The organism is Actinocrinis sp., assembly GCF_035653575.1.
Taxonomy (GTDB): Bacteria; Actinomycetota; Actinomycetes; order Streptomycetales; family Catenulisporaceae; genus Actinocrinis.
The window spans coordinates 1-25,670 of the sequence record NZ_DASRBQ010000121.1 but is presented as its reverse complement, the minus strand read 5'-3'; the positions used below and the strand labels follow the sequence as shown (position 1 = coordinate 25,670).

21 protein-coding genes are annotated in these 25,670 nt (G+C 70.1%); 11 read left to right on the top strand and 10 right to left on the bottom strand.

Annotation, left to right across the window (positions count from 1 at the left end):
- Positions 1-248 precede the first annotated feature (248 nt).
- Complete coding sequence (locus VFA06_RS17435) at positions 249-512, bottom strand: hypothetical protein (protein ID WP_324841655.1); 264 nt, start codon at positions 510-512, stop codon at positions 249-251.
- A gap of 261 nt (positions 513-773) precedes the next feature.
- Here VFA06_RS17435 and VFA06_RS17430 point away from each other — a divergent pair, with 261 nt between their 5' ends.
- The gene (locus VFA06_RS17430) at positions 774-1,499 is read left to right on the top strand and encodes a class I SAM-dependent methyltransferase (RefSeq protein WP_324841654.1); all 726 of its coding nucleotides are present in this window, start codon (positions 774-776) and stop codon (positions 1,497-1,499) included.
- Here the strand turns inward: VFA06_RS17430 and VFA06_RS17425 are convergent.
- The gene (locus tag VFA06_RS17425) at positions 1,467-2,291 is read right to left on the bottom strand and encodes a thioesterase II family protein (RefSeq protein WP_324841653.1); all 825 of its coding nucleotides are present in this window, start codon (positions 2,289-2,291) and stop codon (positions 1,467-1,469) included. The genes VFA06_RS17430 and VFA06_RS17425 overlap by 33 nt on opposite strands.
- The gene (locus VFA06_RS17420; RefSeq protein ID WP_324841652.1) at positions 2,288-2,902 is read right to left on the bottom strand and encodes an XRE family transcriptional regulator; all 615 of its coding nucleotides are present in this window, start codon (positions 2,900-2,902) and stop codon (positions 2,288-2,290) included. Before VFA06_RS17420 ends, VFA06_RS17425 begins: the two co-directional genes overlap by 4 nt.
- Positions 2,903-2,984: 82 nt before the next feature.
- On the opposite strand from VFA06_RS17420, the gene VFA06_RS17415 reads away from it, so the two are divergent.
- Genes VFA06_RS17415 through VFA06_RS17405 form a run of 3 tightly spaced genes read left to right on the top strand, consistent with a single transcriptional unit; the run spans position 2,985 to position 6,516 of the window.
- Positions 2,985-3,461: a YbaK/EbsC family protein gene (locus VFA06_RS17415; RefSeq protein ID WP_324841651.1), complete on the top strand. Its 477-nt coding sequence runs from the start codon at positions 2,985-2,987 to the stop codon at positions 3,459-3,461.
- 29 nt (positions 3,462-3,490) lie between these two features.
- Positions 3,491-5,311 (top strand): non-ribosomal peptide synthetase, encoded by a 1,821-nt coding sequence (locus tag VFA06_RS17410; RefSeq protein ID WP_324841649.1) that lies wholly within the window; start codon positions 3,491-3,493, stop codon positions 5,309-5,311.
- Positions 5,308-6,516: a cytochrome P450 gene (locus VFA06_RS17405; protein ID WP_324841648.1), complete on the top strand. Its 1,209-nt coding sequence runs from the start codon at positions 5,308-5,310 to the stop codon at positions 6,514-6,516. Before VFA06_RS17410 ends, VFA06_RS17405 begins: the two co-directional genes overlap by 4 nt.
- Before the next feature lie 97 nt (positions 6,517-6,613).
- On the opposite strand, the gene VFA06_RS17400 is transcribed toward VFA06_RS17405, so the two are convergent.
- Positions 6,614-8,440, bottom strand: a complete 1,827-nt coding sequence (locus VFA06_RS17400; RefSeq protein ID WP_324841647.1) for an ABC transporter substrate-binding protein — start codon at positions 8,438-8,440, stop codon at positions 6,614-6,616.
- A 531-nt stretch (positions 8,441-8,971) separates the two neighbouring features.
- Here VFA06_RS17400 and VFA06_RS17395 point away from each other — a divergent pair.
- A complete protein-coding gene (locus VFA06_RS17395; RefSeq protein ID WP_324841646.1) occupies positions 8,972-10,069 on the top strand; it encodes a helix-turn-helix transcriptional regulator in 1,098 nt (365 codons plus the stop codon).
- Positions 10,070-10,112: 43 nt separating this feature from the next.
- On the opposite strand, the gene VFA06_RS17390 is transcribed toward VFA06_RS17395, so the two are convergent.
- From VFA06_RS17390 to VFA06_RS17375, 4 genes are all read right to left on the bottom strand, one after another.
- Positions 10,113-10,469 (bottom strand): VOC family protein, encoded by a 357-nt coding sequence (locus VFA06_RS17390; RefSeq protein WP_324841645.1) that lies wholly within the window; start codon positions 10,467-10,469, stop codon positions 10,113-10,115.
- 202 nt (positions 10,470-10,671) lie between these two features.
- Positions 10,672-11,334: a hypothetical protein gene (locus tag VFA06_RS17385; RefSeq protein WP_324841644.1), complete on the bottom strand. Its 663-nt coding sequence runs from the start codon at positions 11,332-11,334 to the stop codon at positions 10,672-10,674.
- Positions 11,327-11,938, bottom strand: a complete 612-nt coding sequence (locus tag VFA06_RS17380; RefSeq protein ID WP_324841643.1) for an RNA polymerase sigma factor — start codon at positions 11,936-11,938, stop codon at positions 11,327-11,329. The genes VFA06_RS17385 and VFA06_RS17380 overlap by 8 nt, the downstream gene beginning before the upstream one ends.
- A 150-nt stretch (positions 11,939-12,088) precedes the next feature.
- The gene (locus VFA06_RS17375) at positions 12,089-13,657 is read right to left on the bottom strand and encodes a phospholipase D family protein (RefSeq protein ID WP_324841642.1); all 1,569 of its coding nucleotides are present in this window, start codon (positions 13,655-13,657) and stop codon (positions 12,089-12,091) included.
- 200 nt (positions 13,658-13,857) lie between these two features.
- On the opposite strand from VFA06_RS17375, the gene VFA06_RS17370 reads away from it, so the two are divergent.
- From VFA06_RS17370 to VFA06_RS17360, 3 genes are read left to right on the top strand one after another with little or no spacing between them, the layout of a single operon-like run.
- Positions 13,858-14,070 carry a hypothetical protein gene (locus VFA06_RS17370; RefSeq protein WP_324841641.1) on the top strand — a complete coding sequence of 71 codons (213 nt, stop codon included), beginning with the start codon at positions 13,858-13,860 and terminating at the stop codon, positions 14,068-14,070.
- Positions 14,067-14,873 (top strand): sigma-70 family RNA polymerase sigma factor, encoded by an 807-nt coding sequence (locus VFA06_RS17365; RefSeq protein ID WP_324841640.1) that lies wholly within the window; start codon positions 14,067-14,069, stop codon positions 14,871-14,873. The genes VFA06_RS17370 and VFA06_RS17365 overlap by 4 nt, the downstream gene beginning before the upstream one ends.
- Complete coding sequence (locus tag VFA06_RS17360) at positions 14,870-16,984, top strand: M48 family metalloprotease (RefSeq protein ID WP_324841639.1); 2,115 nt, start codon at positions 14,870-14,872, stop codon at positions 16,982-16,984. The genes VFA06_RS17365 and VFA06_RS17360 overlap by 4 nt, the downstream gene beginning before the upstream one ends.
- A gap of 46 nt (positions 16,985-17,030) precedes the next feature.
- Here the strand turns inward: VFA06_RS17360 and VFA06_RS17355 are convergent, their stop codons facing one another.
- Positions 17,031-17,759, bottom strand: a complete 729-nt coding sequence (locus VFA06_RS17355) for a maleylpyruvate isomerase family mycothiol-dependent enzyme (protein ID WP_324841656.1) — start codon at positions 17,757-17,759, stop codon at positions 17,031-17,033.
- A gap of 244 nt (positions 17,760-18,003) precedes the next feature.
- Here VFA06_RS17355 and VFA06_RS17350 point away from each other — a divergent pair, with 244 nt between their 5' ends.
- Both VFA06_RS17350 and VFA06_RS17345 read left to right on the top strand, forming a co-directional pair.
- Positions 18,004-21,954: a Pls/PosA family non-ribosomal peptide synthetase gene (locus VFA06_RS17350; RefSeq protein WP_324841638.1), complete on the top strand. Its 3,951-nt coding sequence runs from the start codon at positions 18,004-18,006 to the stop codon at positions 21,952-21,954.
- 5 nt (positions 21,955-21,959) lie between these two features.
- The gene (locus tag VFA06_RS17345) at positions 21,960-23,336 is read left to right on the top strand and encodes a M1 family metallopeptidase (protein ID WP_324841637.1); all 1,377 of its coding nucleotides are present in this window, start codon (positions 21,960-21,962) and stop codon (positions 23,334-23,336) included.
- Positions 23,337-23,360: 24 nt separating this feature from the next.
- Here the strand turns inward: VFA06_RS17345 and VFA06_RS17340 are convergent, their stop codons facing one another.
- Positions 23,361-24,014: a hypothetical protein gene (locus VFA06_RS17340; protein WP_324841636.1), complete on the bottom strand. Its 654-nt coding sequence runs from the start codon at positions 24,012-24,014 to the stop codon at positions 23,361-23,363.
- A gap of 409 nt (positions 24,015-24,423) precedes the next feature.
- Between VFA06_RS17340 and VFA06_RS17335 the strand changes: the two genes are divergently transcribed.
- Positions 24,424-25,670, top strand: a 1,247-nt coding sequence (locus VFA06_RS17335; RefSeq protein WP_349260225.1) for a GH39 family glycosyl hydrolase, incomplete at its 3' end; no start/stop codon positions are given.

Below are 25,670 nucleotides of genomic sequence, written 5' to 3'. Positions count from 1 at the left end.
AGGGGTCGCAGGTTCAAATCCTGTCAGCCCGACGCTGTAGAGCCTGGTCAGGGCCTGACTCCGATAGTCCGGAGTCAGACCCTGAGGCTATTGAGTGGCTAAGCGGGTGACTAAGCCGCTTCGAGCGACTCGGGAAACAGTCCGTCCATCACCCGTGCGCCCTCCAACTAAAACCCGGTCAGGACCAAGTCGCCTACCGAACCGGGCAAAGTTCACATTGAGTGATGAGCATGGAATAACTAGGGCGCCTACTCATCCACCTCGCCGATTTCATCAAGCGCCTCCGGCGTATAACATCGCGGTGGGTGTTCCATGTCGCGCCAGAAGATCCACAAGCGATCGCAAGTGGGGCAACGAAACGCCGACTTGCACGCTGAGTAGATCTCTTCGGCGTTCACCATGCCCGCGAATCTGTCAAACTCGATGTCCGAGATTATCTTCCATTCCAGCTCATTGGGGATTCCACCACTGGTCTGGATGATCGTGTCGCAATAGCACCGAAGCTTCGCCATCACCGCATCACCACGATCTGGTCCACTCGCGAGCCGGTCCCTCCGATCCTCGTCTCGATATTAGCCAGTCGCTCTGCCGTGACACTTATTCGAGACAAGCCAATGATCACACCGCCGCCCGGAACCTGGCTGCCCTTGGATGCTGCAGCACTCACGATCCGACGAGCGGGCGAGGCCCGGCTGTAATGCGGTGGAGCGGCCGCGCTGTCGCGAGGACCGAGCGTCCCTGCCGAGCGTCGGGGGCGGACGTACCCTTGGCGCATGGCCTCGTCTCAGGGACCGTCCCTGCGTGAACTTGCGGTGCAGGCGCTGTCCTCGGTGGAGGACGGCTACGACCTGCTTGCTCCGAAGTTCGACCACACGGCCTTCCGCACGCCCGATGACGTGCTTGACGCGACCATCGACGCGCTGCGTCCGTTGGGCCCGTTCGGTCGGGGATTGGACGTGTGCTGCGGGACTGGGGCGGGAATGCGGGTCCTGGCATCCGTCTGTCAGGGATCGATCATAGGCGTCGACTTCAGCACCGGGATGCTTCAGCAGGCGCGCAGGGCGCATCCGCAGGCGGACGCGCAGTGGGTGCGGGCCGACGTGCGGGCCCTGCCCTTTGGTGGAGCGTTCGATCTGGTTGTCAGCTTCGGAGCGTTCGGTCACTTCCTGCCCGCAGAAAGACCCGCGCTGTTCGCTGAGGTGTATCGGGCGTTGCGGCCTGGCGGGCTCTTCGCATTCCCTCTCGGCACGCCTTCGCCGATGACTTCGCGCTGGTATTGGGCCATGCTCGGGTTCGATGTGGCCATGCGGGTGCGCAATGCCGTTTGGCGTCCGCGATTCGTCATGTACTACCGCACCTGGCCATTGGACGCGGTCTGCAACGATCTGTCAGCATCCGGATTCGCTGTGACGAGCGTCCCGTTGACGGCTCTGGGCCATCGCAAGAACGGCAGCGCGCGGTACCGGCTAGTTCTCGCGCGCAGAGTTGGGGAATGCTGACCCTGCTCGATCGCCAGCGGCCCGGTGCTGTGGAGTGGAGGCGACGGTCTCAATGCGCCTCTCAGGCCTTGGGGCGAAAAGTGCGGCGCGTGCAGCGGTGGCGATCCGGGTTCGGTGCTCGGCGATGAAGAAATGGTCGCCCGGGAGCGTTTGGAGGTCGAATTCTCCGTGGGAGTGGCGTGCCCAGCCGGTCATGTCCTCGACCGGGACGCCGGGGTCGTCCTGGCCGCAAAACGCCGTGATCGGCGTGGTCACCGGAGGCTCGGCGCGGAACCGGTAGGTCTGCGCGGCGGCGAAGTCCGCCCGCAGGGTGGGCAGCAGTAGCTCCATCAGCTCCCTGTTGGCGCGTACGGCGGGCGGCGTGCCGCCGAGGTCGTCCAGCGAGCGGACGAATGCGTCGTCGGGCAGGTCGTAGGTGAGCTGGCGGGCCGGCAGGTCGGGTGCGCGGCAGCCGGATACGAGCAGCGCTTCGGGGGCTGGGAGGCCGTGGCGGCGGGCGGTGCGGCACAGTTCGAACGCCACGAGCGCGCCGAAGCTGTGGCCGAACAGCGCGTAGCGGCGGCCTTCGACCAACTCGACTAGCGGCTGCGGATCGGCGGTGAGCGCGGCGATGTCGCGGGACGGCTGCTCACGGAAGCGGCGCTCACGGCCCGGCAGGTAGGCCGCGCGTACCTCGATGCCTGGGAGCTCGTCCGGCCAGTCCCGATAGGCCGACGGCCCCGCGCCGGCGAACGGTACGCACAGCAGCATCGGACCTTTCGGCACCGTGGACAGCGCCAGCCACTCGATCACGTCGCCTCCCGACTGGGCTCTGAGGTGGCCGCCATGTCGCGACCGCGGTTGCGAGCCGGATAGTTCATGACCAGCACGGCCCGCGCGGGGCCGTCGGGCGCGGCATAGAGGTGCGGCGCGTCGGCGGCGAAGCTCACGAAGTCGCCCGCGTCCAGCTCGACCGGGTTGTCGCAGGGGCCTGTGATAAGCCGTCCGGAGATGACGAGTATGTGCTCGAATACACCGCTGCGGTGCGCGCCAGACTCGTGCCGCTGCCCGGCCGGAAACGTCATGTCGAACAGCTCGAACAGGTCGCTGGCCACCCGGTCCAGCAGCCAGAGCCGGCCCGCGGAGCCGGTCACCTCGATGCCCTCGCCCGCGCGCACCACCGAGACCGCGGGTGAGCGTACCGGCGCGAGCAGTTCGCCGAACGGTACGTCGAGTGCCTTCGCCAGCGCCCACAGCGTCTCAATGGTCGGATTCCCCGCGCCCGCCTCCAGGCTCGACAACGTGCCTTTGCCCACGCCGGCGGCCTTGGCCAGCGTGGACAGCGACACGCCGGCGTTTTCGCGCAGCCGCCGCAGGTTGCGGGCGATGGTGCGGACCGGCTCCTCAAGGGTGCTGCTAGACATGAGACCTCCAGGACCATAGTCTACTAAACAGAACGAATCGTTCTATGTACAGAATGAGATGCCGGCCGCGGATCGGAGACCCATGCCGCCGCTGCACCCCAATGCCCAAGCCGTAGCCGACCGGCTCGCCGCGCTCGAGGTCGCCGGACAGGTGCATATGTTCTCAGAGCGCGTCGCCACCGCCGCGCAGGCGGCCGAACGACTCGGCGTCTCCATCGGCGCCATCGCCAACAGCCTGGTGTTCGACGGCGACGGCCGGCCATTCCTGATCCTGGCCAGCGGCGCGCATCGGGTGGACACGGACAAGTGCGCGGCCCTGCTCGGCGTTCAGCGGCTGCGGCGCGCGACGCCGGAGTTCGTCCGCGCCGCCACCGGCCAGCCGATCGGCGGCGTCGCCCCGGTCGGCCACCCGCAGCCACTGCCCACGCTCGTCGACGTCGCGTTGCGCCAATACGAGACCGTTTGGGCCGCGGCCGGGCATCCCAACGCCTCGTTCCCGACCACCTTCGACGAACTGTTACGCATCACGCACGGAACCGCCACCGAGGTGGCCGGATAGCGCAGGAAAACCCCAGCCCGAGGAGAGCCGTGCTACTCCACGAATCAGTCTTCGAATATGCCCGGAGCCGGCCTGACGCGCCGGCTGTCGTCTGCGGCGCCGAGCGATTGAGCTACCGAGACCTCGACCAGCGGGCGAACGCGGTGGCGCACGCCCTGCAGGAGCGCGGCACTCGGCCCGGCCGGCTCGTCGGCATCTGCGCACACCGCGGAATCGACGGCCTGGTCGGCCTGCTCGGGATCCTCAAATCAGGGTGCGCCTACGTGCCGCTCGATCCGGACTATCCCCGCGAGCGGCTCGACTTCATGGTGCGCGACAGCGAGATCGACACCGTCGTCGTCGACGCTCCGCAAACCGCGCGCCAACTGCCGACGGTTGGAGTCATCGCGGTCTGCGATACGCCGGGCCGGTTCGAACAGCCGCCGGAGATGCCGGTCAGCGCGGACGATCTCTGCTACGTCATCTACACCTCGGGCTCGATGGGCCGGCCGAAGGGCTCGATGAACGCGCACGGCGGCGTCGTCAACACGCTGCGCGGGCTGGTGGAAGTGCTGCCGGTGGCCGACGGCTTCCGGATCGCGCTGATCTCGTCGCTCAACTACGACATGTCAGTGTTCGAGGTGTTCGGCACCTGGCTGCTCGGCGGCTGCGTGGTGGTTCCGCGACCGGACGAGGTCAACGACCCGGACCGGCTGATCACGATGCTGCACGAGCAGCAGGTGCAGATGTGGAACTCGGCGCCCGCGCTCTTCGACCTGGTACTACAGCGGGCGCTGGCCACCGGGCGCACGCTGCCGGACAGCCTGCGCGTGGTCGCGCTCGGCGGCGACCGCTTCCCGCCCGGCGTGATCGGACTGGCCCGCGCGGTCGCTCCGATGGCGCAACTGTTCAACTTGGCGGGTCTGACCGAGACGTCGTACTGCTCGACGTGGTACCGCGTGCGGCCCGAGGACGCGGAAGGCGCCATCCCGTGGGGCTATCCGCTGCCCGGACAACAGCTGTACGTGCTCGACGATCGGCTGAGTCCGGTGCCCGACGGCGAACTGGGCGAGATGTGCATCGGCGGGCCGGGCGTCGGCCGCGGCTACTGGCGCCGGCCGGAGCTGACCGCACTCCGGTTCGTGGCGGATCCGTTCGGCCGTTCGGCAGACGCGCGGATGTTCCGCACCGGAGACCAGGTGCGCCGCCGCGCCGACGGCTGCCTTGAGTTCCACGGCCGGCTCGACGACCAGATCAAGGTCCGCGGGCTGCGCATCGAGCCGGGCGAGATCGAACGCGTCGTGGAGAGGCATCCGGCGGTGGTGCGTGCTGTCGCAGTGGTCGATGTCAGTACGGCCGAGCTGCGCTGCTACTACGTGGCCAAGGACGATGCGCAAGTGCCGGACGAGGAACTACGAGACCTGACGCGCCGCTACCTGGCGGCGCACATGGTGCCCGCGCGCTTCATCCGGCTGGCCGAATTGCCCTTGCTGCCCAGCGGGAAGATCGACCGGGCCGCGTTGGCGGCGAGCGACGCCGAAGACGCCGATGCGAACGTGGACCCGTCGCCTGAAGGACAGGCGCCAGGCGATCCGGCGCAACAGCTGGTCCTCGCCGTCTACCGCGAAATGGTCGGAGAAGCGGCGATCGGCGACAACTTCTTCGACGCGGGCGGCAACTCCTTGCAGGCGACGCAATTCGTCATGCGCGTCAGGGACGAACTCGATCTCGACCTGCCGATGCGCTCGCTGCTCGAGGCGCGAACCCTGGCCGAGTTCGCCGCGGCCCTCGACGCCGCGGCGCGAGCGCAGGGGCGGACAGTACCGGCGACACCGGCGCGACGCGGCATGTCCGAGGCGGTGTCCCGATGAGCGAGGCCACGATCGACCTGAGCGACCCGCAGCTGTTCGTCGACGACTCGTTCGAACACGCGCTGGCGACACTGCGCCGCGACGAGCCGGTGTATCGCAACCCCGGCCCGGACGGCGGCTTCTGGGTCGTCACCCGATACGCGGACGCGGTTGACGTGCTTGCCGACACGGCTGCGTTCAGCTCGGAGTATGGCAACATGCTGCGCATCCGGCGCGAGCGCGATCCGGCCGCGGGCGTCATGGTCACGGTCGCCGACCCGCCACAGCACACTGAGATCCGTGCGCTGCTCAACCACGCCGTCAACGCGCATCCGCTGCCCGAGTTGTCCGCGCGCGTGGACGAAGTGGTGGCCGACCTGCTGGCCAGGGCCGCCGCGGCCGGTGAGGTGGACTTCGCCCGCGACGTCGCCGACCATCTGCCCATCGAAGTGACCTGCGACTTCCTCGGCGTGCCCGCGCCCGAACGGCCGCTGCTCGCCCGGCTGAGCCTGGCCACGTTCGCGGCCGAGGATCCCGAGTTCGCCGCCGACGCGACCGCCGACGCCGCCCGCACCACGGCGAACAGCGAGATCATCGACTACTTCACCGTGCTGGCCAGGGCCCGGCGCAAGAACCGTGGCGACGACTTCGTCAGCCTGCTGATCAACACGGAGGTCGGCGGGCGGCGGCTTGACGACTACGAGATCGCGCTCAACTGTTTCAGCCTGCTGCTGGGCGGCAACGAGACCGCGCGCTCGGCGGCGGCCGGCGGCCTGGACGCGCTGTTCGACAACCCGGCCGAGTTCGACCGGCTGCGTCAGGACCCTGCGCTGCTGACCCGGGCCGTGGACGAGATCGTGCGCTGGACCTCGCCGGTGCGCCAGGTGCTGCGCATGTGCCGCAGCCCGAGGACGGTCGGCGGGATGACCATCGCGCCGGGGGAGATCGTCACCGTGTGGCTGATCTCGGCCAACCGCGACGAGGCCGCATTCGCCGCGCCGTACCGGTTCGACGTGGGCCGGTCCCCGAACCGGCATCTCGGCTTCGGCAGCGCGGTGCACCGCTGTGTCGGGCGCGGCGTTGCGCGCGTGGAACTGACCTCGTTGTTCCGGCAGCTCATCGAGTCGCCCTACCGGGTGACCCGGTGCGGTCCCGCGGTGCCGGTCCGCTCGCCGTTCCTCAGCGGTGTCAAGCGGTTGCCGGTCGCGTTCCAGCTGGCGGCCTAGGCGCAAGCCCGACAGCAGACCTGGACCCAGCCGCTCCCCTCTCCCGGGTGAGCGGCTGGGTCCAGGCCGAACGATCAGGCCGTCGGCAGCGGCGCGATCAGGAGACGACGCCCATGGCGATCAGGTCTGGCAGGCCGTTGTAGGCACTCGAGATGTAGTAGTTGGTGACATCCTTGCCGCGCGCGAGCAGGAGCGTGTCGTAGCCGTACGGGATGTACACGGCGTCGGACATGACTTGGGCGTCGAGCCGGCTGGCCAGCGCGGCGGCGTCGCTCGAGGTCTTGGCCCCCCTCATCTGGTCGAGCAGGCCGTTGATCACCGGGTCGTTGACCCTGCCGTAGTTCGAGCCGCTGCTGGTGGCCGTGAGCAGGCGGCCGTCGGTGATCTGCGAGAAGAAGGCGAACGGGGTCGGCCAGTCGGGTCCCCAGGCGGCCAGCGCGAGGCCGTAGCCCTTGCTCTTCATCACCTCGGGGCGCTGCAGGTTCTGGCTGTAGTACTTGGAGCCCTCCACCTGCGTGATGGTGGTGGTGATGCCGGCCCGCGCCAGCGCGTTCTGCAGCGCGATCGCCCCGCCCGGGCCCTTGCCGGTGTTGACGGTGATGATCCCGGTGGAGAAGCCGTTGGGCTTGCCGCAGGCCGCCAGTTCCGCCTTGGCCTTGGCCACGTCGCCCTTGCTGTCCGCGCCGGTCGGGTACGGGTTGGCGTCCGTGTGGCCCGGCACCCCCGGCGGCAGCATCGTGTTGCCGATCTTCGCGCCCGCGATCTCGCCGCCGCGCGCGTTGACCAGGTCCACCTTGTTCAGCGCGTACGCGACCGCCCTGCGGCAGTGGACGTTGTCGAACGGTGCCACGTCCTCGTCGATCGAGATGTAGCGGGTCGCGTTCGCGGACGGGTTGTCCGTGTACTTCTTCTTCGCCGGGTTGCTGAGCACCGAGGCCACGTCGGCGGTCTGCAGGCCGCTGCCGGCGTAGTCGGCCTCCACGGTGCCGGCCAGGATCGCCTGGTCCAGCTGCGTCGCGTTCCAGTCGGTCTTGACCGTGATCTTGTCCGGGAGCGCGGGGTCGTTCGGGTCGCTCGCCGCCGACCAGTTCGGGTTGCGCGTGAGCGTGATGTTCTTGCCCGCCGTGTACGCGGAGATCATGTACGGGCCGGAGGAGACCACGGTGGTGCCGGTGTAGTTCAGTGCGCCGGTCGCCGGGTTCTGATCGACGTCGATCGGCACCGGCGCGGTCTGCGGCATGGTCAGCACGTACGGGAAGTCGTTGTACGGCGCGACCAGGTGGAACACCAGGGTCGTGTCATCCGGGGTGTCCACACCGGTCAGCCCCAGGTGGTCGGCCGACTTGTCCTTGTAGGGGCCCGGGTAGGTTCCGTCGGTCAGCACCGCCTGGAAGTACTCGGGGCCGGCCGGGTTGACGCTGTCCACGGCATACGAGCGCTCGATGGCGTATTTGACGTCCTTGGACGTGATCGGCTCTCCGTTGGAGAACTTCAGCCCCGACCGGATCTTCACGGTCCACGTCTTGCCGTCGGCGGAGACCGTCGGCGCGCTGGCGGCGAGGCCCGGCACCAGTTGAATAGACGCCGAGCCGGGTGCCCCGACCTTGTAGGCCATCAGCGGGCGTGCGTAGTACCGCGAGAAGTCCCATGAGTACGCGTAGTACTGGTTGACCGGGTCCACCGAGTCGAGATCTTGAGTCCCGCCAAGAACGAGCGTGCCGCCCTTGTGTGTCGAGGGGTTGACCACGCCGGTGAGCCCGTAGTTCGCCGTGATGGTGTCGGCGCCGTGGGCGGTGGGCCCGGTCGTGCCGCTGCTGCACGAGGCGGCGGCACCGAGGGCGAGCGCGGCTATCGCTGCCGCGGCGGTTCTGGTCGTACGCGCGCGAGTAGCGCGGTTGCCTCCATCGCTGCTGCTTGATGTCATTACGTGCTGGGTGACGTCCCGGGCTCGGTTCCGGTGGTGCAGTCCTGGCTCATCCATGGGTGGGAGTGCCTTCTGATCATGTCGGGTGGCTGTGTCGACCCGGCGGGCGATGATGGTGGCCGGGGGAGGTCGGTGGTGCGGTCACCGGGCCCGGTGGATACCGAGTGCCGTCAAGACTGTCGGGAGTACTGCCATATCTCCCGTCTTGACGGCGAACCTCTTTCCGACCATCCAGCCCCCCGATGCAGACATGGAGAGAGGAGAGGATCCACCGGGCCTTCATCCAGTGATAGAGCCCGGGATGTTGATTGGCGCTGGTTCACGGCGTTCGCCAATCAATGCCGAACAACGAGGTCGGGCCGGGACCGGCGCGATCCGGGGATCGAGGTGGGAGAGCCTTGCCTCATCGGTAACTGACGTAAGGCGTCTTGGTTGGTAGCGTGGTGAACGCGGTGGCGGCACGGGCCGGTAGCCTCGCATGGGCACTTGATCGCAGCCGATGTGGCGTAGTTCTCTCACAGGGGGCTTGGGATGCCGCGCAACGAGGGTTTCCTGGATCCGGGCGCCGGACCACTGGCGAGTTTCGCGTGGGATCTGCGAGCGCTGCGCGAAGCGGCGGGCAACGTGCCCTACCGGGTGCTGGCCAAGCGCGCCGGGTACTGCGCGAGCACGCTGTCGGTGGCCGCCTCGGGTGCGAGACTGCCTTCGCTGGACGTGACTTTGGCTTACGTGCAGGCCTGCGGTGGGGATCCCGAGGTGTGGCGGGAACGCTGGCACGCACTGGCCGTGCAGCACCCCTCAGCGCCCTCCGGCTCGAATGCGCAGCCGGAACTCCACGTTGCGCCACCGTACGATGCCGACGAACAGGATGAGCAGGACGCCGCCGTGGTGCCTGATCTCGTGTCCGCCGGCGAAGATCACGCGGTCCGCCCCGGAGCCGCGGCTGCGGCCGTGGCGGTGGCAGTGTCGGCACCGTCTCAGACGTCGATCTTCCGCGAGGAGCCGTCTCGAAGTTCGCGGTGGCGGTCCAGGCGGCCGGCTGTGACGATCAGCCGTGCGGCCACGGTCGCGCTCACTCTGGTCACCGCCGTCCTGGGCGTGAAGGTGCTGGCCCAGGGCACGGGTGACACCCCGGCGAACAGCGGCAACCCGGTTCCGGCCGCCACCAGCCCAGGCGGCACGGCGATGCAGCAGGCTGATGCGCTTTACATGCTGATTTATCAGTTCACGCCGATGCGCTCAGACGCGAACGGCGCGATCTGGGACCTCAACGGCTGCCGCAACCTGTCCAACGCGCAGAGCAAGCTGCGCGCGATCGCGCGCAAGCGGCAAGAGCAGGTCGAGCAGCTGGCCACGCTGAACGTCTCGAAGGTCCCCGACCACGTCCAGCTCGTCGCGGCCCTCAAGCACGCCTGGCTCACGTCCGCGCAGTCCGACACGGCATACGCGAACATCGCCGCCGACCTTCAGACCGGCTGTACCTCCGGAGCGATCCAGACGGATCCCAACTATCAGCAAGCCGACGACTACGCCCAAGCCGCTTCGGCGGCGAAGGCCGAAGCGGTAGGGCTGTGGAACGCCAACGCCGACGCGCTGGGCCAACTGCGGATCTCCGGCGACGAACTCTGACCGGCCCCGGCCCTGGGCGTGAGTCGCCGGCCGCGCCGGACGATCAGGTCAGGCAGAGGCAGAACGGGTGCCCGGCCGGGTCGAGGAAGACCCGGAAGGTCTCGCCGGGCTGGTATTCGTGCTTGACCGCGCCGAGCGCGAGCACCGCCTCCTCGGCGGCGTCGAGGTCGTCGACGTTGACGTCGAGGTGCATTTGCTGGGGTACCTGTTGGGCGGGCCACTGCGGCGGGGTGAAGTCGGGCACCTGCTGGAAGCTGATGCGCTGCCCGTATTCGGCGACGATCTCGGCCCAGTCTGAGGAGACCTCGATCTTCCAGTCCAGCATCGCCGCGTAGAACGCCGCGAGGGCGCCGGCGTCGGGACAGTCGATCACGAGGCCCGGGAAACTTGCGATAGCCATAGCGCCACCCTAAACGCGATTCCGGACGATCTACTTCCGGAATGCGAATCGCCGCGAATAGAGTGCCGGAGGGTGTGGACGGCGCATGGACTCGCGTCATCGGCGCTCGTGCATCGGGTGAGATCGTCGCGTTGAAGAGGACACGCGTACGGCAGCCTCGGACAGCTGACCGTCCGAGGCCGCCGCGCGCCTGCTCACGCGGTCAGGGGCTGACCGTCGTGCCCTGCTGGCTGCTTCCGCTCGAGTTCCCGCTACCGCTTTGGCCTTCGCTCCCGATCCCGCTGCCGGGCGGGGGCGGAAGCAAGCTGGATGCGGGCAGGCTGATGCAGCCGGGCACCTTGCCCTTCACGAGCCCCGCCGCAGTGACCATGCCGCCGCGCACGCTGTCGAAGCCGAGCACGAGGGTCTCGTTCGCCGGGATGCCCTTCGCGGACACGGTGATCGCTGTGCCATCGCCCTTACGGACCTGGACCGAGATCTCGCCGCCCGGCTGCGGCGAGGTCACTGTGTCCAGGCGCGGGCAGCCGTCGCGTACGGGCACGACGACTGCCCGTACGCCCATCGCCTTCAGCGTCGTATTGGCGGAGCTGATCGCGGAGGCCTCGTGTACGGCGACCGAGACCGTACCGTCAGGGTTCTGCGTCACCGCGTACGCGGCGCCGGCGCTCCCGCCGAACAGCACGAAGCCCATGGTGACCGCCGCGGTGACGATGCCCGCCCCGGCGGTGAGCCAGGCCGGTCGGGCGGCACGGTGGCGGCGCCGGCGCGCGGGCGCGGCCGCCGGCGTGTCCTCGGACAGGGCCTGGAGCGCGGCGCCGTGCTCGCGCATCAGGTCCTCGTACAACTGGTCTGCGAACTTAGTCAATGCCCTCACTCCTCGTCTGGTCAGTCGACTTCCGGAGCCGGGTCCGGGCGCGCATCAGCCGCATGCGCGCCGCGCCCGCCGACAGGCCGAGCGCGGCCGCCGCCTCCCTGGGCGGCAGGCCGGCCAGGTCCACCAGCTCGACCAGCGCGCGGTCGGCCTCGGGCAGCGCGGACAGCCCGGTGACCAGCGCGCGGCCCGCTCGTTCGGCGTCGATGCGGTCGAGCAGCTCCCCGACCTGGTCCGGTTCCAGCTCCCTGCGACCGGCGAGGCGCGCCACCCTTTCGTGTTGCCGGCTGCGCGCTTCGCAGTGGCCTGCATAGACGCGCCTGGCTATGCCGAACAGCCAGGCACGCCCGCTGCCCCGGGCCGGGTCGAAGGACCCGAAGGAGGCGATGGCCTGTACGAAGGTGTCCGCGGTCAGGTCGGCGACGGTCTGCGGGTCGGCGCTGCGCCGGGCGAAGTACGCGGTGACCGCGTCCACCTGCGCCCGGTAGAGCCGCTCGAACTCCGCTGCCGCGTCACGCCCGCCGGAGCGCCGCGCGGCGTCCCGGGCGTTCGGCGGCTGCTGCGATAGCGGTCGTGGTTGCGCTCTCGTCTCGCTCACACCCGTTACTTGTCTTCGAGCCTCGATCCCGTCACACGCGCAGTTCAGGCTAACCGCGTGGGCGTGTAGGTCGGCTCCGGCGGGCTTGCGGGCGAGGCCGGAGGCGAATGCCGCGCGGTGGGGGTTCGGTCAGCTGTCAGCCGCCGGCGGTCAGCCGTCGACGAGCAGGCCGCGCAGCGGTCCCTGAAGGCGTTCGGCGTGGCGAGACACGTTCGGTAGCAGTATCAGGCGGTGAGTACGCGGTTCTCCGTGGCGCTTGCGGCGCTCTTGCTCCTCGGCGATCGGCCGCCACAGTTCGTCGATGATCCGGGCAGGTTCGCCGCTGATCTCGTCCTCGGGTCGTTGCAGATGCTCGGACCACAGGCGCAGGCGGGTGGCGCGAGCGATGGCCGGGTCGTGGAGGACGACGTTGACCTCGGTGTCGTTGAACAGCGAGTGCTCGTTGAGGTTCGCCGAGCCGACGGTGAGCCACATGTCGTCCACGATGCCGACTTTGGCGTGCACGTAGACACGCCCCGGCTGAACGGTGAGGTCAGCTAGAGCGTTCACGGTCGTGGCGAGCAGCCTGTGACGGCCGTCGTCTGCGGCGAGCAGCCGGCCGAGCTGACCGCGGCTGGTGTCCGCGCCGTTGTTCGGCCGTTCGGGCAGCATCAGCAGCACCCTGAAATCGTCCCGCGGTGGGTGGCGCAGCTTGTGCGCCAGGACGTCGACCACCTCGGTGGACCACAAGAACTGGTTCTCCAGGTAGACCAGCGATTCGGCGTCACGCAGAGCATTGAGGTACTGGTCCAGGATGGAGAAGTCGCCACGCGGCGCGAAGCGATAGGTGCGCTCGGGCACGGTGCGCGCCAGTTGGATGGCTGTCTGGCCGGCCGGGGGCGGGACGGAAGCGGGAGCCAGTTCCTCGCCCGCCGCTTCCCGCCAGCGCTGCGCGAAGTGGTCCGCCACGTCCGCGACGATCGGCCCGCGCAGTTGGGTGGCCGCGTCGTGCCAGCCGAGCGGGCGGTCGGGCCGGTGCAGCGGATTGTCGCGGCGGTCTCCGGCGAGATCGGTCAGGTCGATGCCGCCGACGAACGCCTGCTCCCCGTCCACGATGACGAGCTTCTCGTGGTGGCAGTGCATCGTGCGCTCTCGCCGGTCGAGGACGCACCGTACGTTCGAGCGCTCGGTGAATCCGGCGCAGGCTTGCGCGACCATGGCCCGCGTCGGCTTGAACAGCGGCAGCGGGGGACCGCCCCAAAGCAGCAGCCTGACTTGGGCTCGCTGGGCAACCTCGGCGAGCAGGTCGCGCAGCGCGGGCGCGTCCGCGTCTCGGGTGAGCTTGAAGCCGGGGGAGGCGAACCAGCCGGCGATGTGCACGAACGACTTCGCCTCGGCGATCGCCTTCGCGACTGCGGCGAGCGCGTCGTCGCCGTCGATGTGTACGCGTACGGCGTTGCCCGCCCTGACGGGATGAGCGAATCCGGCGTTGCCGTCAGGGCTCGACGCGGGCGCATCATCGGTGGTGCGGTCAGACCTGCGGTCTCGATCGTCGGGTTCCAGCACCTGCGCCCAACCCAGCCGGGACAGCCGGCGCCGGTGATGGGCGCGCACCAGCCCGTCCAAGCCCGCGCCGAGCCGCTCGTCGACAACACCGAGCAGCGCCGTGCCACGCAGCCGTCGCCGCACGCGCGCCGGACTCGGCGGACGGCTGCTGCCTACCTGGCCTGAACTGTCCACTGCCCCTGCTTGCCCACCCTGTCATCGGACAAACCACTGGCGCGGATGAGGCGAATGTATAGCCGTGTGTATAGCCGTGGACCTGCGCCGACGCCGCGTGTGGAGCGCGACCGCCGCGCCGGATAAACATTTCGGCCTCGGGACGACTCATACCGGTGTCCACACAGACTAAGAACTCTGCGTATAGGCGGTGTCCTGAGATGCAGTTGCCGGTAGTGTCGATGGTGACCGAGATGGCGGTCGAGCTGGTGTGCCGGGCGGCTGAGCGGCTGCTCGCGTCGCTGCACCGGCGGCGCGGCAAGCGCGGCGGGCGGCTCGCGGCGCGGGTGTCGGTCGCGGGCCAGGCTCCCGCCGTCGTGGTCGTCCTGGTCCTCGTCGACGGTCCTGCGCAGGGGTGGGGGGTAAGCCGGTGAAGGCGGACTACGTGCGCGGATCGGCCGAGCGGGAGGACTTCGCCGCGTTCTTCGCCCGCACCAGCCCGGGATTGCTCGCCAGGGCGATGATGTTCTGCAGGCACCGCCAAGACGCCGAGGACGCGGTGCAGAACACGTATATCACCGCGTTCCGGTCCTGGGACCGCATCCGTGAGGAGTACGAGGCGCCCGAGGCATGGCTGTACACCGTGCTGCGCAACGAACTGTGCGCCCAGGCGCGTAAAAAGGCCAGGGAGCGGAAGGTGATCGACGTGATGCCCGTTCCGCACGATGCGACGCCGGAACAGACCGCCGAGGCGATGGCGGTGCTTGAGGCGCTGGCCGGATTGCCTGCCAAGCAGCGAACCGCGCTCGTGCTGCATGCGCTCTTCGGGATGCCTCAGGACGAGATCGCGGCCAAGCTCGGCATTCGGCGCGTCACCGTGGCGGGCAATGTCCGCAACGCCCGACGCACGCTGGAGCGGGTGCTGGAGCTGGAGCCGAGGCGCCGCCAGGGCTCGGCGGACGACTCGCTGGTGCCGAACGGGCGATTCCCCGTACCCATCACGGTTCCCGGCGCCAGGATGTCAGCCTCCGTGGATACGCTGACCGCGATGCTGCGGGCCGCCGAACGCTGGCTGCGCGAGGGGGTGGAGGACTCGCCGGACGCGCTGGAGCGGGTCCGCGCGCGGATCGAATCCGCGCTCGGGGAGCCGATGGACGGCGAAGGCGCCGGCGGCAGTACCGATCAGGACGCCGGCACCGCCGAGGGGGAGGAGCCCGGGACGGAGGCGGGCCGGTGAGGACGGCGCTGCGGGCGGCCCTCGCGCTCGGGCTGCTGATCGGCTTCTACCTGGTGATTCTGGCCGTGGTGGGTGGGGACATCGGCCTGCTGGCACTGTGGGCCAGCCTGCCGGTTCCGCCCGGCGAGGGCCTGCCGCCCGCGATGCCGGCAGTGATCGTCTCCAGTGTGCCCATGCTGCTCGCCGCGTTCTACGGAGTGTTCGCGGTCAGCCGGTCCAACGCGCCACTGCCGGACTCGGTGCTCGTCGGCCGCGAGCAGGCCCCGGAGCTGTGGGAGGCGGTCGAGCGACTCGCCCAGGAGGTGGGCACCCGGCCGCCGTCCCAAATCCGGCTGATCGGCGACGCGAACGCCATGGTGTTCGAGGAGTCCTATCTGCTCGGGCTGATGAAGGGCCGCACCAGGGTGCTCTACGTCGGAGCGCCGCTGCTCGTGGGCTTGGACGCGGACGAACTGCGCGCAGTGCTCTGTCACGAGCTCGGCCACTACGCGAACAACCACACCCGGCTCGCCGCTCTGGTGTACCGCGGCTCCGCGTCGCTACAGGGCACGTTGGACCGGCTGCAAGCGATACGCAGCAACGGGGGCATGTCGTTCGCCTGGATACTGCACGCCCCGCTGTCCCAGTACGCGCGCCTCTACTACCGCATCGCGCTCGCGGTCAACCGGCGGCAAGAACTGGAGGCCGATGCTGCGGCCGCCCGCATCGCAGGCGCGCGGACAACCGGCGACGCGTTGCGCTCCGTGCATGCGATCGCGGCCAGTTGGACGGCGTTCAGCAGCCAGGTCATCGCGCCCATGCGCAGGGCCGGACGCCTGCCTGACGACCCGTTCAGCGCCTATCGCGCGATGCTGGACGACCCGTACTACCGCGACCAGTTCGACGCGCTGCGCGCCGCGACGCCGAAGGATTCCGACGACCGGCACGACACGCATCCGGCACTCGCCACCCGTCTCAAAGCACTGGCCGCACTCGAATCAGCTGCCGATGAGCGCGAGCGCGACCGGCGCCTCGCCCTCGAACTCATTCGGAACCGCGAGGCCCTGCTGCGACGCACGTCGCGGCATACTCAGCCTCCTGATTCGGAGCGGGTCCCGTGGCGGGAATGGCTGGTCCTGGTGGTGGAGTCGCGCGCCTCAGCACCGGCCCGAGCACTGAAGCGCGCCGTGGCCCGCCTCCTTGGCCCGGCGGCGGCCGACGCGCCGGTGGCCGCGGTCCTGGACTGCCTGGAGGCGGGGCGCCGCGACGAACTGGCCGAGCAACTCGATCGTGCGCTCGGCGTCGCGGCGCCCGAAGACGCGGCGGGGAACCGCGGGGCCGGCGGCGGATCCGGTCGAGCCGCCGATCCGGCCTCCGATCAAGGCGAGGCAGGCCCGGCAGGACGGCTGCTCGGAGCGTTGTTCAGCCTGGTGGGACAAGCCCTCGTCGGTATCGGCGGCGCCGTCTGGCACCTGTCGTGGACCGGCAACAGCCTGCTGACCCCGCGCGACATCACTGCCGAGGAACTCGCGGCGCTGCTCGCCGCGGCGGTCCGGGACCGGCGCGAGGTGCCCAGGCTGCGGCTGCATCTGGCGGAACTCGGCGTCGACGTGAACGGCCCCGTCGCGCTCGGCGAAGCCGGCCAGCCGCAGCGGGAATTGACCGTCACCCCGAAGGAGGACGCCCAAGCCCGCCGGCGGCGCCGCAATCAGCTCACCGTGTTCCTCGTGGTCACCGTGGGCCTGATCGCCGTGTTCGGTGCCATCAGCGGCATCTCGCAGATACAGAACCAGTCGCCACCGCTCGGCGACCAGCCGCTCGCGGTCCCGTACTACTCCTACTCCGCGCCTGACAATGGCTTTTACCAAAGCCTGCTCACGTATCCGAGCCTGCGCCCGATCGCCCTGCCGACCGCCTTGCCGCTCGAAGGGCTGCTGCCCCGAGCGTCGGACACCACCACCATCACCGTGCGCGGCGGCGACACGCTCGGAGCCATCGCGCAGCGCTGCGACAGCACCGTCTCCGAACTCCAGCAGCTCAATGGTCTGGGAAGCTCGACGATGATCTATGCGGGACAGCAGCTGAAGGTCCCCGCGCTCGGCGCGTTGATCGCGCCGGCGTCCTGCTCCTGACGGTCAAGGCGAAGTACTGCCCAGCCGGATCGGGCGCGGCCGGGGATCAGTAGAGGAACGGCGGTTCGGGGAGGCCCGCAGCGCCGTGCACGGGCAGGTCGGCGCCCTGGGAGCGTCCCATCAACCAGGCCAGCAGCGAGCTTTGCGGACCGTGGATGACCGGCGCAGGTCGCGCGCCGCCAATCTCGTACTCGGTGTCCGTGTCTGTGGCGTACAGCCGCATGGCAGGTGCGTCCTCGCGCGCGGTGAAGGAGGCCGCGACCCGGCCGAGCATGGTCCTGACGAAATCCGCGGGCCACTGGGCGGGTGTGTAGCCGGCGTCCAGATCGGCGTGGTGGACCAGCACCTCGGACAGCCGGGAGTCGGCGGCGCGTGCGGCCGGGCGCTGTTGTCCGCGGGTCCAGTGCACGATCCGGTTCCACGCCTCGGGCGGCATGCTGCGGTATTCGGCTTCGAATGCGGCGGCGCTGTCGCGGACGTCGGCCAGCAGTTCGGCGGCGCCGCGGCCCGCTCCCTCCTCGATCTGCGCGGCGCGGGCCTCCAGGCTCGGGTACTCCGCCGTCTCCGTCCCCGTCCGGGCCCAGATCAGCAGCCGTCGTCCGCCATCGGCATTGCGGGCCAGGTGCGTGAGCACGTGTCCGCGCGACCAGTCCGGTAGCAGCGACGGCGCACTCACGTCGGCGTCGGTGAACCGGCCCGCCGTCCGCACCAAGTCTTCGGTCGCGGCCGTGATCTGGTCAAGGACGGCCGCGGGATCGAACTCCTCGTGCTCCATCGTCACGCTGCTGCCTCCTGGATCCGTGCGACCGGCTGACCAGCGCACTCGAGCGGGCTCGACCGTTTGAACACTATCGCCGGCCCGGTGACAACGGCTGGGCATCGAGGTCAGCGGTAGGATGGTTGGCTGAGAAGTTCATCGAGACCACGACATCAGGCCAGCGCCGTCGCGCCGCGGTCGTGCAGGTTGGGCTGGATGCCCCGTCACCGAGGCGCTCGATGCCCGCCGACCAAGGGATCGCATGGCTGTCGTGGAAGCGCCGTACGCGCTGATTGAGAAGCAGGCCGAGCCGGGCCCGGCCGAGTCCGTGTTGTCGCAGGTGAACGCGGTGTTCGACGGGGCTCAAGCCGCCGAACCGCGCACCTTGGTCGACATCCTGGACGCCACGGTACGGCGCCACCCGAACGAGCCAGCCCTCGACGACGGCACCAGAGTGTTGACATACCGCGCGCTGGCGGCGGAGGTCGACACGGTGCGCCGCCGCCTGGCCGCCGCGGGCATCGGCGCCGGAGACCGCGTCGGAGTGCGCATGCCCTCCGGCGACGTCGACCTCTACATCGCCATCCTCGGGGTGCTCGCCGCCGGCGCGGCGTACGTTCCGGTCGACGCCGACGACCCCGACGAGCGCGCCCGGCTGGTCTTCTCCGAGGCCGGCGTCGCGGCCGTGCTCGAAGCAGGGCGGACCCTCGAGGTGCGCGGCGACGCACGCCCGCCAGTGGTTGCCGGGCGCCCTGGCCTCGACGACGACGCGTGGATCATCTTCACCTCCGGGTCCACCGGCAAGCCCAAGGGCGTGGCGGTGCGGCACCGCAGCGCTGCGGCCTTCGCGGACGCCGAGTCCCGGCTGTTCCTGGCCGAGGAGCCGCTCGGTCCGGGCGACCGGGTGCTGGCCGGACTCTCGGTCGCGTTCGACGCCTCCTGCGAGGAGATGTGGCTGGCCTGGCGGCACGGCGCCTGCCTGGTCGCCGCCCCGCGCGCGCTGGTGCGCAGCGGCGTGGACCTCGGACCCTGGCTGGTCGCCCAGGAGATCACCGCGATCTCCACCGTCCCCACCCTCGCCGCGCTGTGGCCGGACGACTGCCTCGACGAGGTGCGGCTGCTGATCTTCGGCGGCGAGGCCTGCCCGCCGGAGCTGGCCGAGCGCCTGGTCACCGAGGGCCGCGAGGTGTGGAACACCTACGGCCCCACCGAGGCCACGGTCGTCGCCACCGCCGCGCGGCTCGACGGCGCCGGTCCGGTGCGCATCGGACTGCCGCTCGACGGCTGGGAACTGGCCGTGGTGGACGGCGCCGGACAACTCGTGCCGATGGGGGAGAGCGGCGAGCTGGTGATCGGCGGCGTCGGACTGGCCAGATACCTCGACCCGGACAAGGACGCCGAGAAGTACGCCCCGCTGCCCGCCCTCGGCTGGGACCGCGCCTATCGCAGCGGCGACCTGGTGCGCGCCGAACCCGAGGGCCTGCTCTTCCTGGGCCGCGCCGACGAGCAGGTCAAGCTCGGCGGCCGCCGGATCGAACTCGGCGAGGTGGACGCGGCGCTCCAGGCCCTTCCGGGGGTCGCGGCGGCGGCCGCGGCCGTGCGCACGGCGCGCGGTGGCAACCAGATCCTCGTCGGGTATCTGGTGCTCTCGACCGGCCAAGGCGAGTTCGACCGCGCCGACGCGGTACGCCGGTTGCGCGCCGCACTGCCGGCCGCGCTGGTCCCGCTGCTCGCCGTCGTGCCGGCGCTGCCCGTGCGCACCTCCGGGAAGGTGGACCGGGCCGCGCTGCCCTGGCCGCTGCCGGGCCTCGACGCCGACGCCCCCGCGCGTCCCGCGGCCGACCTGACCGCGACCGAAGCCTGGCTGGCCCGACTGTGGGGCGAGATCCTCGGCGCGCCGCCCGCCTCGGCCGCCGACGACTTCTTCACGCTCGGCGGCGGCAGCCTGGCCGCCGCCCAACTGGTCGCCCGCATCAGAACCCGCCATCCAGGGATCTCCGTCGCCGACCTGTATCAGTACTCGACGCTCAGCGCCCTCGCCGCCCTGCTGGACCGGTCGGCCGCCGGGCACGCCCAGGACGGCCCACGGGTCGTCGAACCCACGCCGCGCCGCGCCGGGCTCGTGCAGAGCGCGGTGATGGCGGCGATGTACGCGCTCGTCGGGCTGCGGTGGTGCGTCGCGCTCGCGGCGTTCAGCAACATCCTGCACTGGTACGGACCGCACCCGTGGGCACCGACCCTCTCCTGGTGGTGGGTCCTAGCCGGCTGGGTGCTCCTGATCAGTCCCGCCGGACGCTTGGCCATCGCCGCGACAGGCGCGCGGGTCCTGCTGCGCGGCGTCACCGCCGGCACGTACCCGCGCGGCGGAGCGGTGCATCTCAGGCTCTGGGCCGCCGAGCGCCTCGCCGAGTCCAGCGGCGCGACCAGCCTGTCAGGGATCTGGCTCACCTGGTACGCCCGCGCCCTGGGAGTCCAAATCGGCGAGGACGTCGACCTGCACTCCCTGCCGCCGGTCACCGGAATGCTCAAGCTCGGCCGGGGATGCGCGATCGGCACCGAGGTGGACCTGTCAGGGCACTGGCTCGACGGCGACCGGCTGCACCTTGGGCCCATCCGGGTCGGTGCGGGCGCCGTCGTCGGCACTCGCAGCGTGCTGATGCCTGGCGCCCGGGTCGGCAAGCGCGCGGAGATAGCGCCAGGATCCGTCGTGTCCGACGTCGCGGCGGCCGGTGCGGTCAAGACCGGCCAGCGCTGGGCCGGTGTGCCCGCGGTGAAGACTGGCCGCGCCACCCGCTACCCCGGCGAGCGCCCCGTCCACAAGCCGCACTGGACGCTCGTGTACACGACCACGGCGTTCGTGTTGAATCTGCTGCCGCTGCTGGCCGCGCTTCCCGGCGTGTTGCTGATCGGCCTGGCCGTGCGTGGCTCCGCTTCGCTGCCGGCGGCGCTCGGCTCCGCGCTCGCGATTTCCCCTGCCGCCGCGCTCGGCGGGCTGCTCGCCTACGCGCTGCTGGTCCTGCTCGGCGTGCGGGGGCTGAGCCTCGGGCTGCGCGCCGGCCGTCATCCGCTTTACGGCCGCGTCGCCTGGCAGGCCTGGACCACCGAACGGCTGATGGACGGCGCGCGCACGGTGCTCTTCCCGCTGTATGCCAGCGCCCTGACACCGCTGTGGCTGCGGGCGCTGGGTATGAAGGTCGGTCGCGGCGTCGAGGCCTCCACGGTGCTCGCGCTGCCGAGCATGACCACCGTGGGCGACGGCGCGTTCCTCGCCGATGACACCATGATCGCCTCCTACGAACTCGGCGGCGGCTGGCTGCGCATCGACGAGGCCCGTATCGGGGCACGCGCGTTCCTGGGCAACTCGGGCATGACCGCCGCCGGACGCAAGGTGCCGCGCGACGGGCTGGTCGGCGTGCTCTCCGCCGCGCCGAAGAAGGCCAAGGCGGGCGATTCCTACCTCGGCATGCCGCCGATGAAGCTGCCGCGCGCCGTGGAGGCCGGCGACCAGAGCCGCACCTTCGACCCGCCCCGCCGGCTGCTGGTCGCGCGGGCGCTCGTGGAGAGCTGCCGGATCGTGCCGGTGCTGTGCTCGGCCGCGCTGGCCCTTTTCGCGCTGGGCGCCTTCGCCGCCGCCGCGCAGGCCTGGGGCTGGTGGGCGGCCGCACTCGCCGGCGCCCTGGTGCTGCCCGCGGCCGGAGCGGTCGCCTGCGCGCTCGCCATCGCCGCCAAGTGGCTGCTGGTTGGCCGGTTCACGACGGCGGAGCACCCGCTGTGGAGTGCCTTCATCTGGCGCAACGAACTGGCCGACACCTTCGTCGAGTCGCTGGCGGTGCCGTGGCTGATCGGGGCCGCCGGAGGCACCCCGGTGATGAACCTGTGGCTGCGCGGCCTCGGCGCGCGCATCGGACGGGGCGTGTGGTGCGAGAGCCACTGGCTGCCTGAGGCCGATCTGGTGAGTTTGGGAGAGGGCGCCAGCGTCAATCGGGGTTGTGTGGTCCAAACACACCTGTTCCATGATCGGATCATGCGCTTGGACGAGGTCCGGATCGAGGCCGGCGCCACGCTGGGCCCGCACGGCATCGCGCTGCCCGGAGCCACCCTCGGCGAGGGCGTCACGATTGGTCCCGCCTCGCTGGTCATGCGCGGCGAGTCGGTTCCGGCGAACTCCCGGTGGCTGGGCAATCCCATCGAGGCCTGGCTCGGAGCGGACTGATCCTGGTGCCGCCGAAGCACGACCCGGCCGGGCGAACCGAGACCGAGACGCGCACGTCCACCACCGCGTCAGACGCCACCGAAGCGTACTTCCCCGACCACGGCGACCCGCGCTACCAGGTGCGCAGCTACGAGCTCGACCTGCGCTACCGGCCGGCCGGCAACCGGCTGTCCGCCACCGTCCGCCTGACTGCGGTGGCGGCGGACGCGGCCGCGCCGCTGCGCGAGTTCGCCCTCGATCTCGCCGCCTTCCGGGTCGAACGGGTCACGGTCGACGGGGTCCCCGCCAAGTTCACGCATCGCGGCGGGAAGCTGCGGGTGCGCCCCACTGCCGCGCCACAGCCCGGATCCCCCTTCACCGTCGTCGTGCGCTACACCGGCACTCCGCGCCCCGTCCACAGCGAGTGGGGCGCACTGGGCTGGGAGGAGCTGAGCGACGGGGCGCTGGTCGCCTCCCAGCCGATCGGTGCACCGTCCTGGTACCCGTGCAACGACCGTCCCGACGACAAGGCCTCGTACCGGATCGCCGTCACCGTTCCAGCCGGCTACATGGTGGTCGCCAACGGCACGTTGATTACGCACGAAGTCGCGGCCAGCACGACCAAGTGGGTCTACGAGCAGCCCGCGCCGACCGCCAGCTACCTCGCCACGGTGCAGATCGGCCGCTACACCCGCACCCGGCTCACCGCGAACCCGGTGCCGCAGAACGCCGCGTACCCGGCCAGGGTGCGCGAGCGATTCACGCACGACTTCGCCCGCCAACCGCAGATGATGGAGCTGTTCGAGGAGCTGTTCGGCCCCTACCCCTTCGCCGAATACGCCGTCGTCGTCGTTGACGAAGAGCTCGACGTCCCGGTCGAGGCGCAGGGCCTGTCCACCTTCGGCACCAATCACGTGGACGGCCGACGCGGCAGCGAGCGCCTGGTCGCGCACGAGCTGGCACACCAGTGGTTCGGCAACAGCCTGACAGTCGCCGACTGGCGGCACATCTGGCTCAACGAGGGCTTCGCCAAATACGCCGAGTGGCTGTGGTCCGAGCGCTGCGGCGACGGCGTGGCGAGCGCCGCGGACCTGGCCGCCGAATCCCACGCGCAACTCAGGGGCCTGCCGCAGACCCTCCGCCTGGCGGACCCCGGCATGCGCAAGATGTTCGACGACCGGCTCTACCGGCGCGGCGCGCTGGTCTTGCACGCGCTGCGCTGCACCCTCGGCGACGGGCCGTTCTTCGTCATGCTGAAGCAGTGGGCTGCTGAACACCGGCACGGCGTGGTCAGCACGGCGCAGTTCATCCAGCACGCCAACCGCTACAGCGTCTACGGACTCGACGACCTGTTCACGGCGTGGCTCGAGGAGAAGACCCTTCCGCCGCTGCCGAACGGTTAACCGGGCCCGGTAAACCAGCTACGGTCAGCCCTGCGTGAACGCCGTCATCCATTCCGCGTTGCGCGGCCGATAGCGGTAGCGCTCCATGAGCCCGTTGGAGACGGCCGGCATGTGTGCGGCGCCGTAGACCACGCCGACCGTGATCGGCTCGTGGCAGCGCTGTTCATGCAGCCGGACCAGCTCCGCCAGCAGCTTCTGATCGCGATCGTCCATGACCATGTGCGACAGCCGCGAATCAGCGATCTGCTCCTCGCGCGCGGTGAACGCGAAATCGTGGATCTCCAGATCCTTGGAGCACAGCGCCCGCGGCCCGGCGATGGCGAGCGCGGTGCTGATCACGTGCACGCTGGTGACCAGCGCCAGGTTGACGCCGGCCAGCGCCGCCAACTGCTTGAGCCCGGGAATGCCGCGCAGATCGAGGGCCGGCTCGGCGGGCGGCACCTCCGGCCGGATCACCGGGATGCCTTCGGGCAGCGTGGCTTCGTCGCTCTGCCCGACGATCCCGCGCTGCCGCCCGCGGGGGAAGTAGCGGTTGGCGAAGCTCATGGCGTTCTCCTGCAGGGAGGGCCCTGATACGCCTTCCGCGACGATGACCGCGCACTCCTGCAGCCGCCGGCGCACCTGCGCGTAGAACGAGGGCGCCGCGAAGTGCAGCATCGGGAAGAGCGCGAACTGCATAGGGGTCTCGTCCCGGCGCAGGCGGATCGCCGCAGACCTCACTCCGAAACCCGTGACCTCAGTGATCTGCATGAGCCACGCCCCCCGCTCCGGCACCCTCGTCCTGCGAACCTGGTACCCGCGCGCATCGTCGGCTGAACCGCGCCGGATATCTGTCTACGGATGAAGGTTTCACAGGCGTACGTGCGGAGTTTCCTGCGTTCGGCGCGTGCGTGGACTTAAGCCGCACTCGTGCTTGACACCTCATGCGGGAGCTCCCAGGATCGGCGTGATTGTTACCGGTAACACAGCCTCTCCGCCGGTGCGGCGTCCAGCTCGGCGCCACGGTGTAGCGGCGCCGGACCGATGGAGGAGCGACGTGCGGACTAGAGTTTCCGGTCGACTGGCGCTTGCCGCTGGAACCGCTCTGGTGGTGGCCATCCCACTGCTCGTGCCGACGGCGGGCAGTGCCGCGTCCGGTGAATCGCTGAGCGTCGACCTGTCGTCCGGGCGTGGACCGTCGACTGGCGTGGGGGAAGGGTTCCTCTACGGCATCAGCCAGGACGGTACCCAGCCCGCCGATCAGTATCTTCAACCCTTGCAGATCAATGCGTATCGCGGTGGAGGGCATGCGTCGCGCGGCTGGATCGGGGACAACTATCAGTACGGCTCCGGCACGCAGGCTGATGTCAACGAGGCGATCACCCAGGCGAAGCGTCTGACGCAGGGCTCGAATCACGCGCAGTACCAGTTCATCCTCACCGACGTCTACGGCGCCGACGGGGGTCAGCCGTCGAATACGGTGTGGCCCTGTGACAACGGGAACTGCTCGAACTGGGTCAGCTTCGTCGACGCGACGGTGGGCGCCTTGCAGGCCTCGGGGCTGAAGTTCGCCTACGACATCTGGAACGAGCCGGACATCTCGGCGTTCTGGACGCGCGGGATCAACAGCGCGCAGTACTTCCAGATGTGGGACGCCGCCTACCGGGAGATCCGCAGGCTGGCGCCGAGCGCGACGATCGTCGGCCCCTCCTTCGCCGTCACCCCGCAGCAGAACGCGGGCCAGTGGAACACCTGGCTGGCGCATGTCAAGAGCGCCGGCACGGTGCCCGACATGATCTCCAACCACAACGAGGGCGACGGCGACGACCCGGTGGCGGTGGCCCAGTCCCTCAACAGCGCCCTGTCCAACAACGGCATCGCGCACCTCCCGCTGTCCTCCAACGAGTTCCAGCCCCAGGACCAGCAGACTGCCGGTCAGTCCGCGTGGTACCTCGCCCGCTTCGCGCAGTCCGGATACACCAACGCGATGCGCGGCAACTGGGCGTGCTGCGAGACGCCGAACCTGACCGGGTTGCTGACGCAGTCGGGCGGCAGCTGGCAGCCGACCGGGAACTGGTGGGCGTTCCGCGACTACGCCGACATGACCGGGACGCTGGTGACCACCTCCGGGCAGGTCGGCTCGACCGCCATCGCGGCGAGCGAGGACAGCGGGAACAAGCGGGCGGTGGCGATCCTCGGGGACGACGGCAACTTCACCGGCGCCGCGTCCGTCACCTTCAACGGCCTGTCCTCGCAGTCCTGGCTCTCGGGTAGCGGGAGCGTGAACGTGCGCGTGGACCGCATCCCGGACCAGGCCCCGCTCAGCTCCCCGCAGGTGGTCTACAACCAGACGGT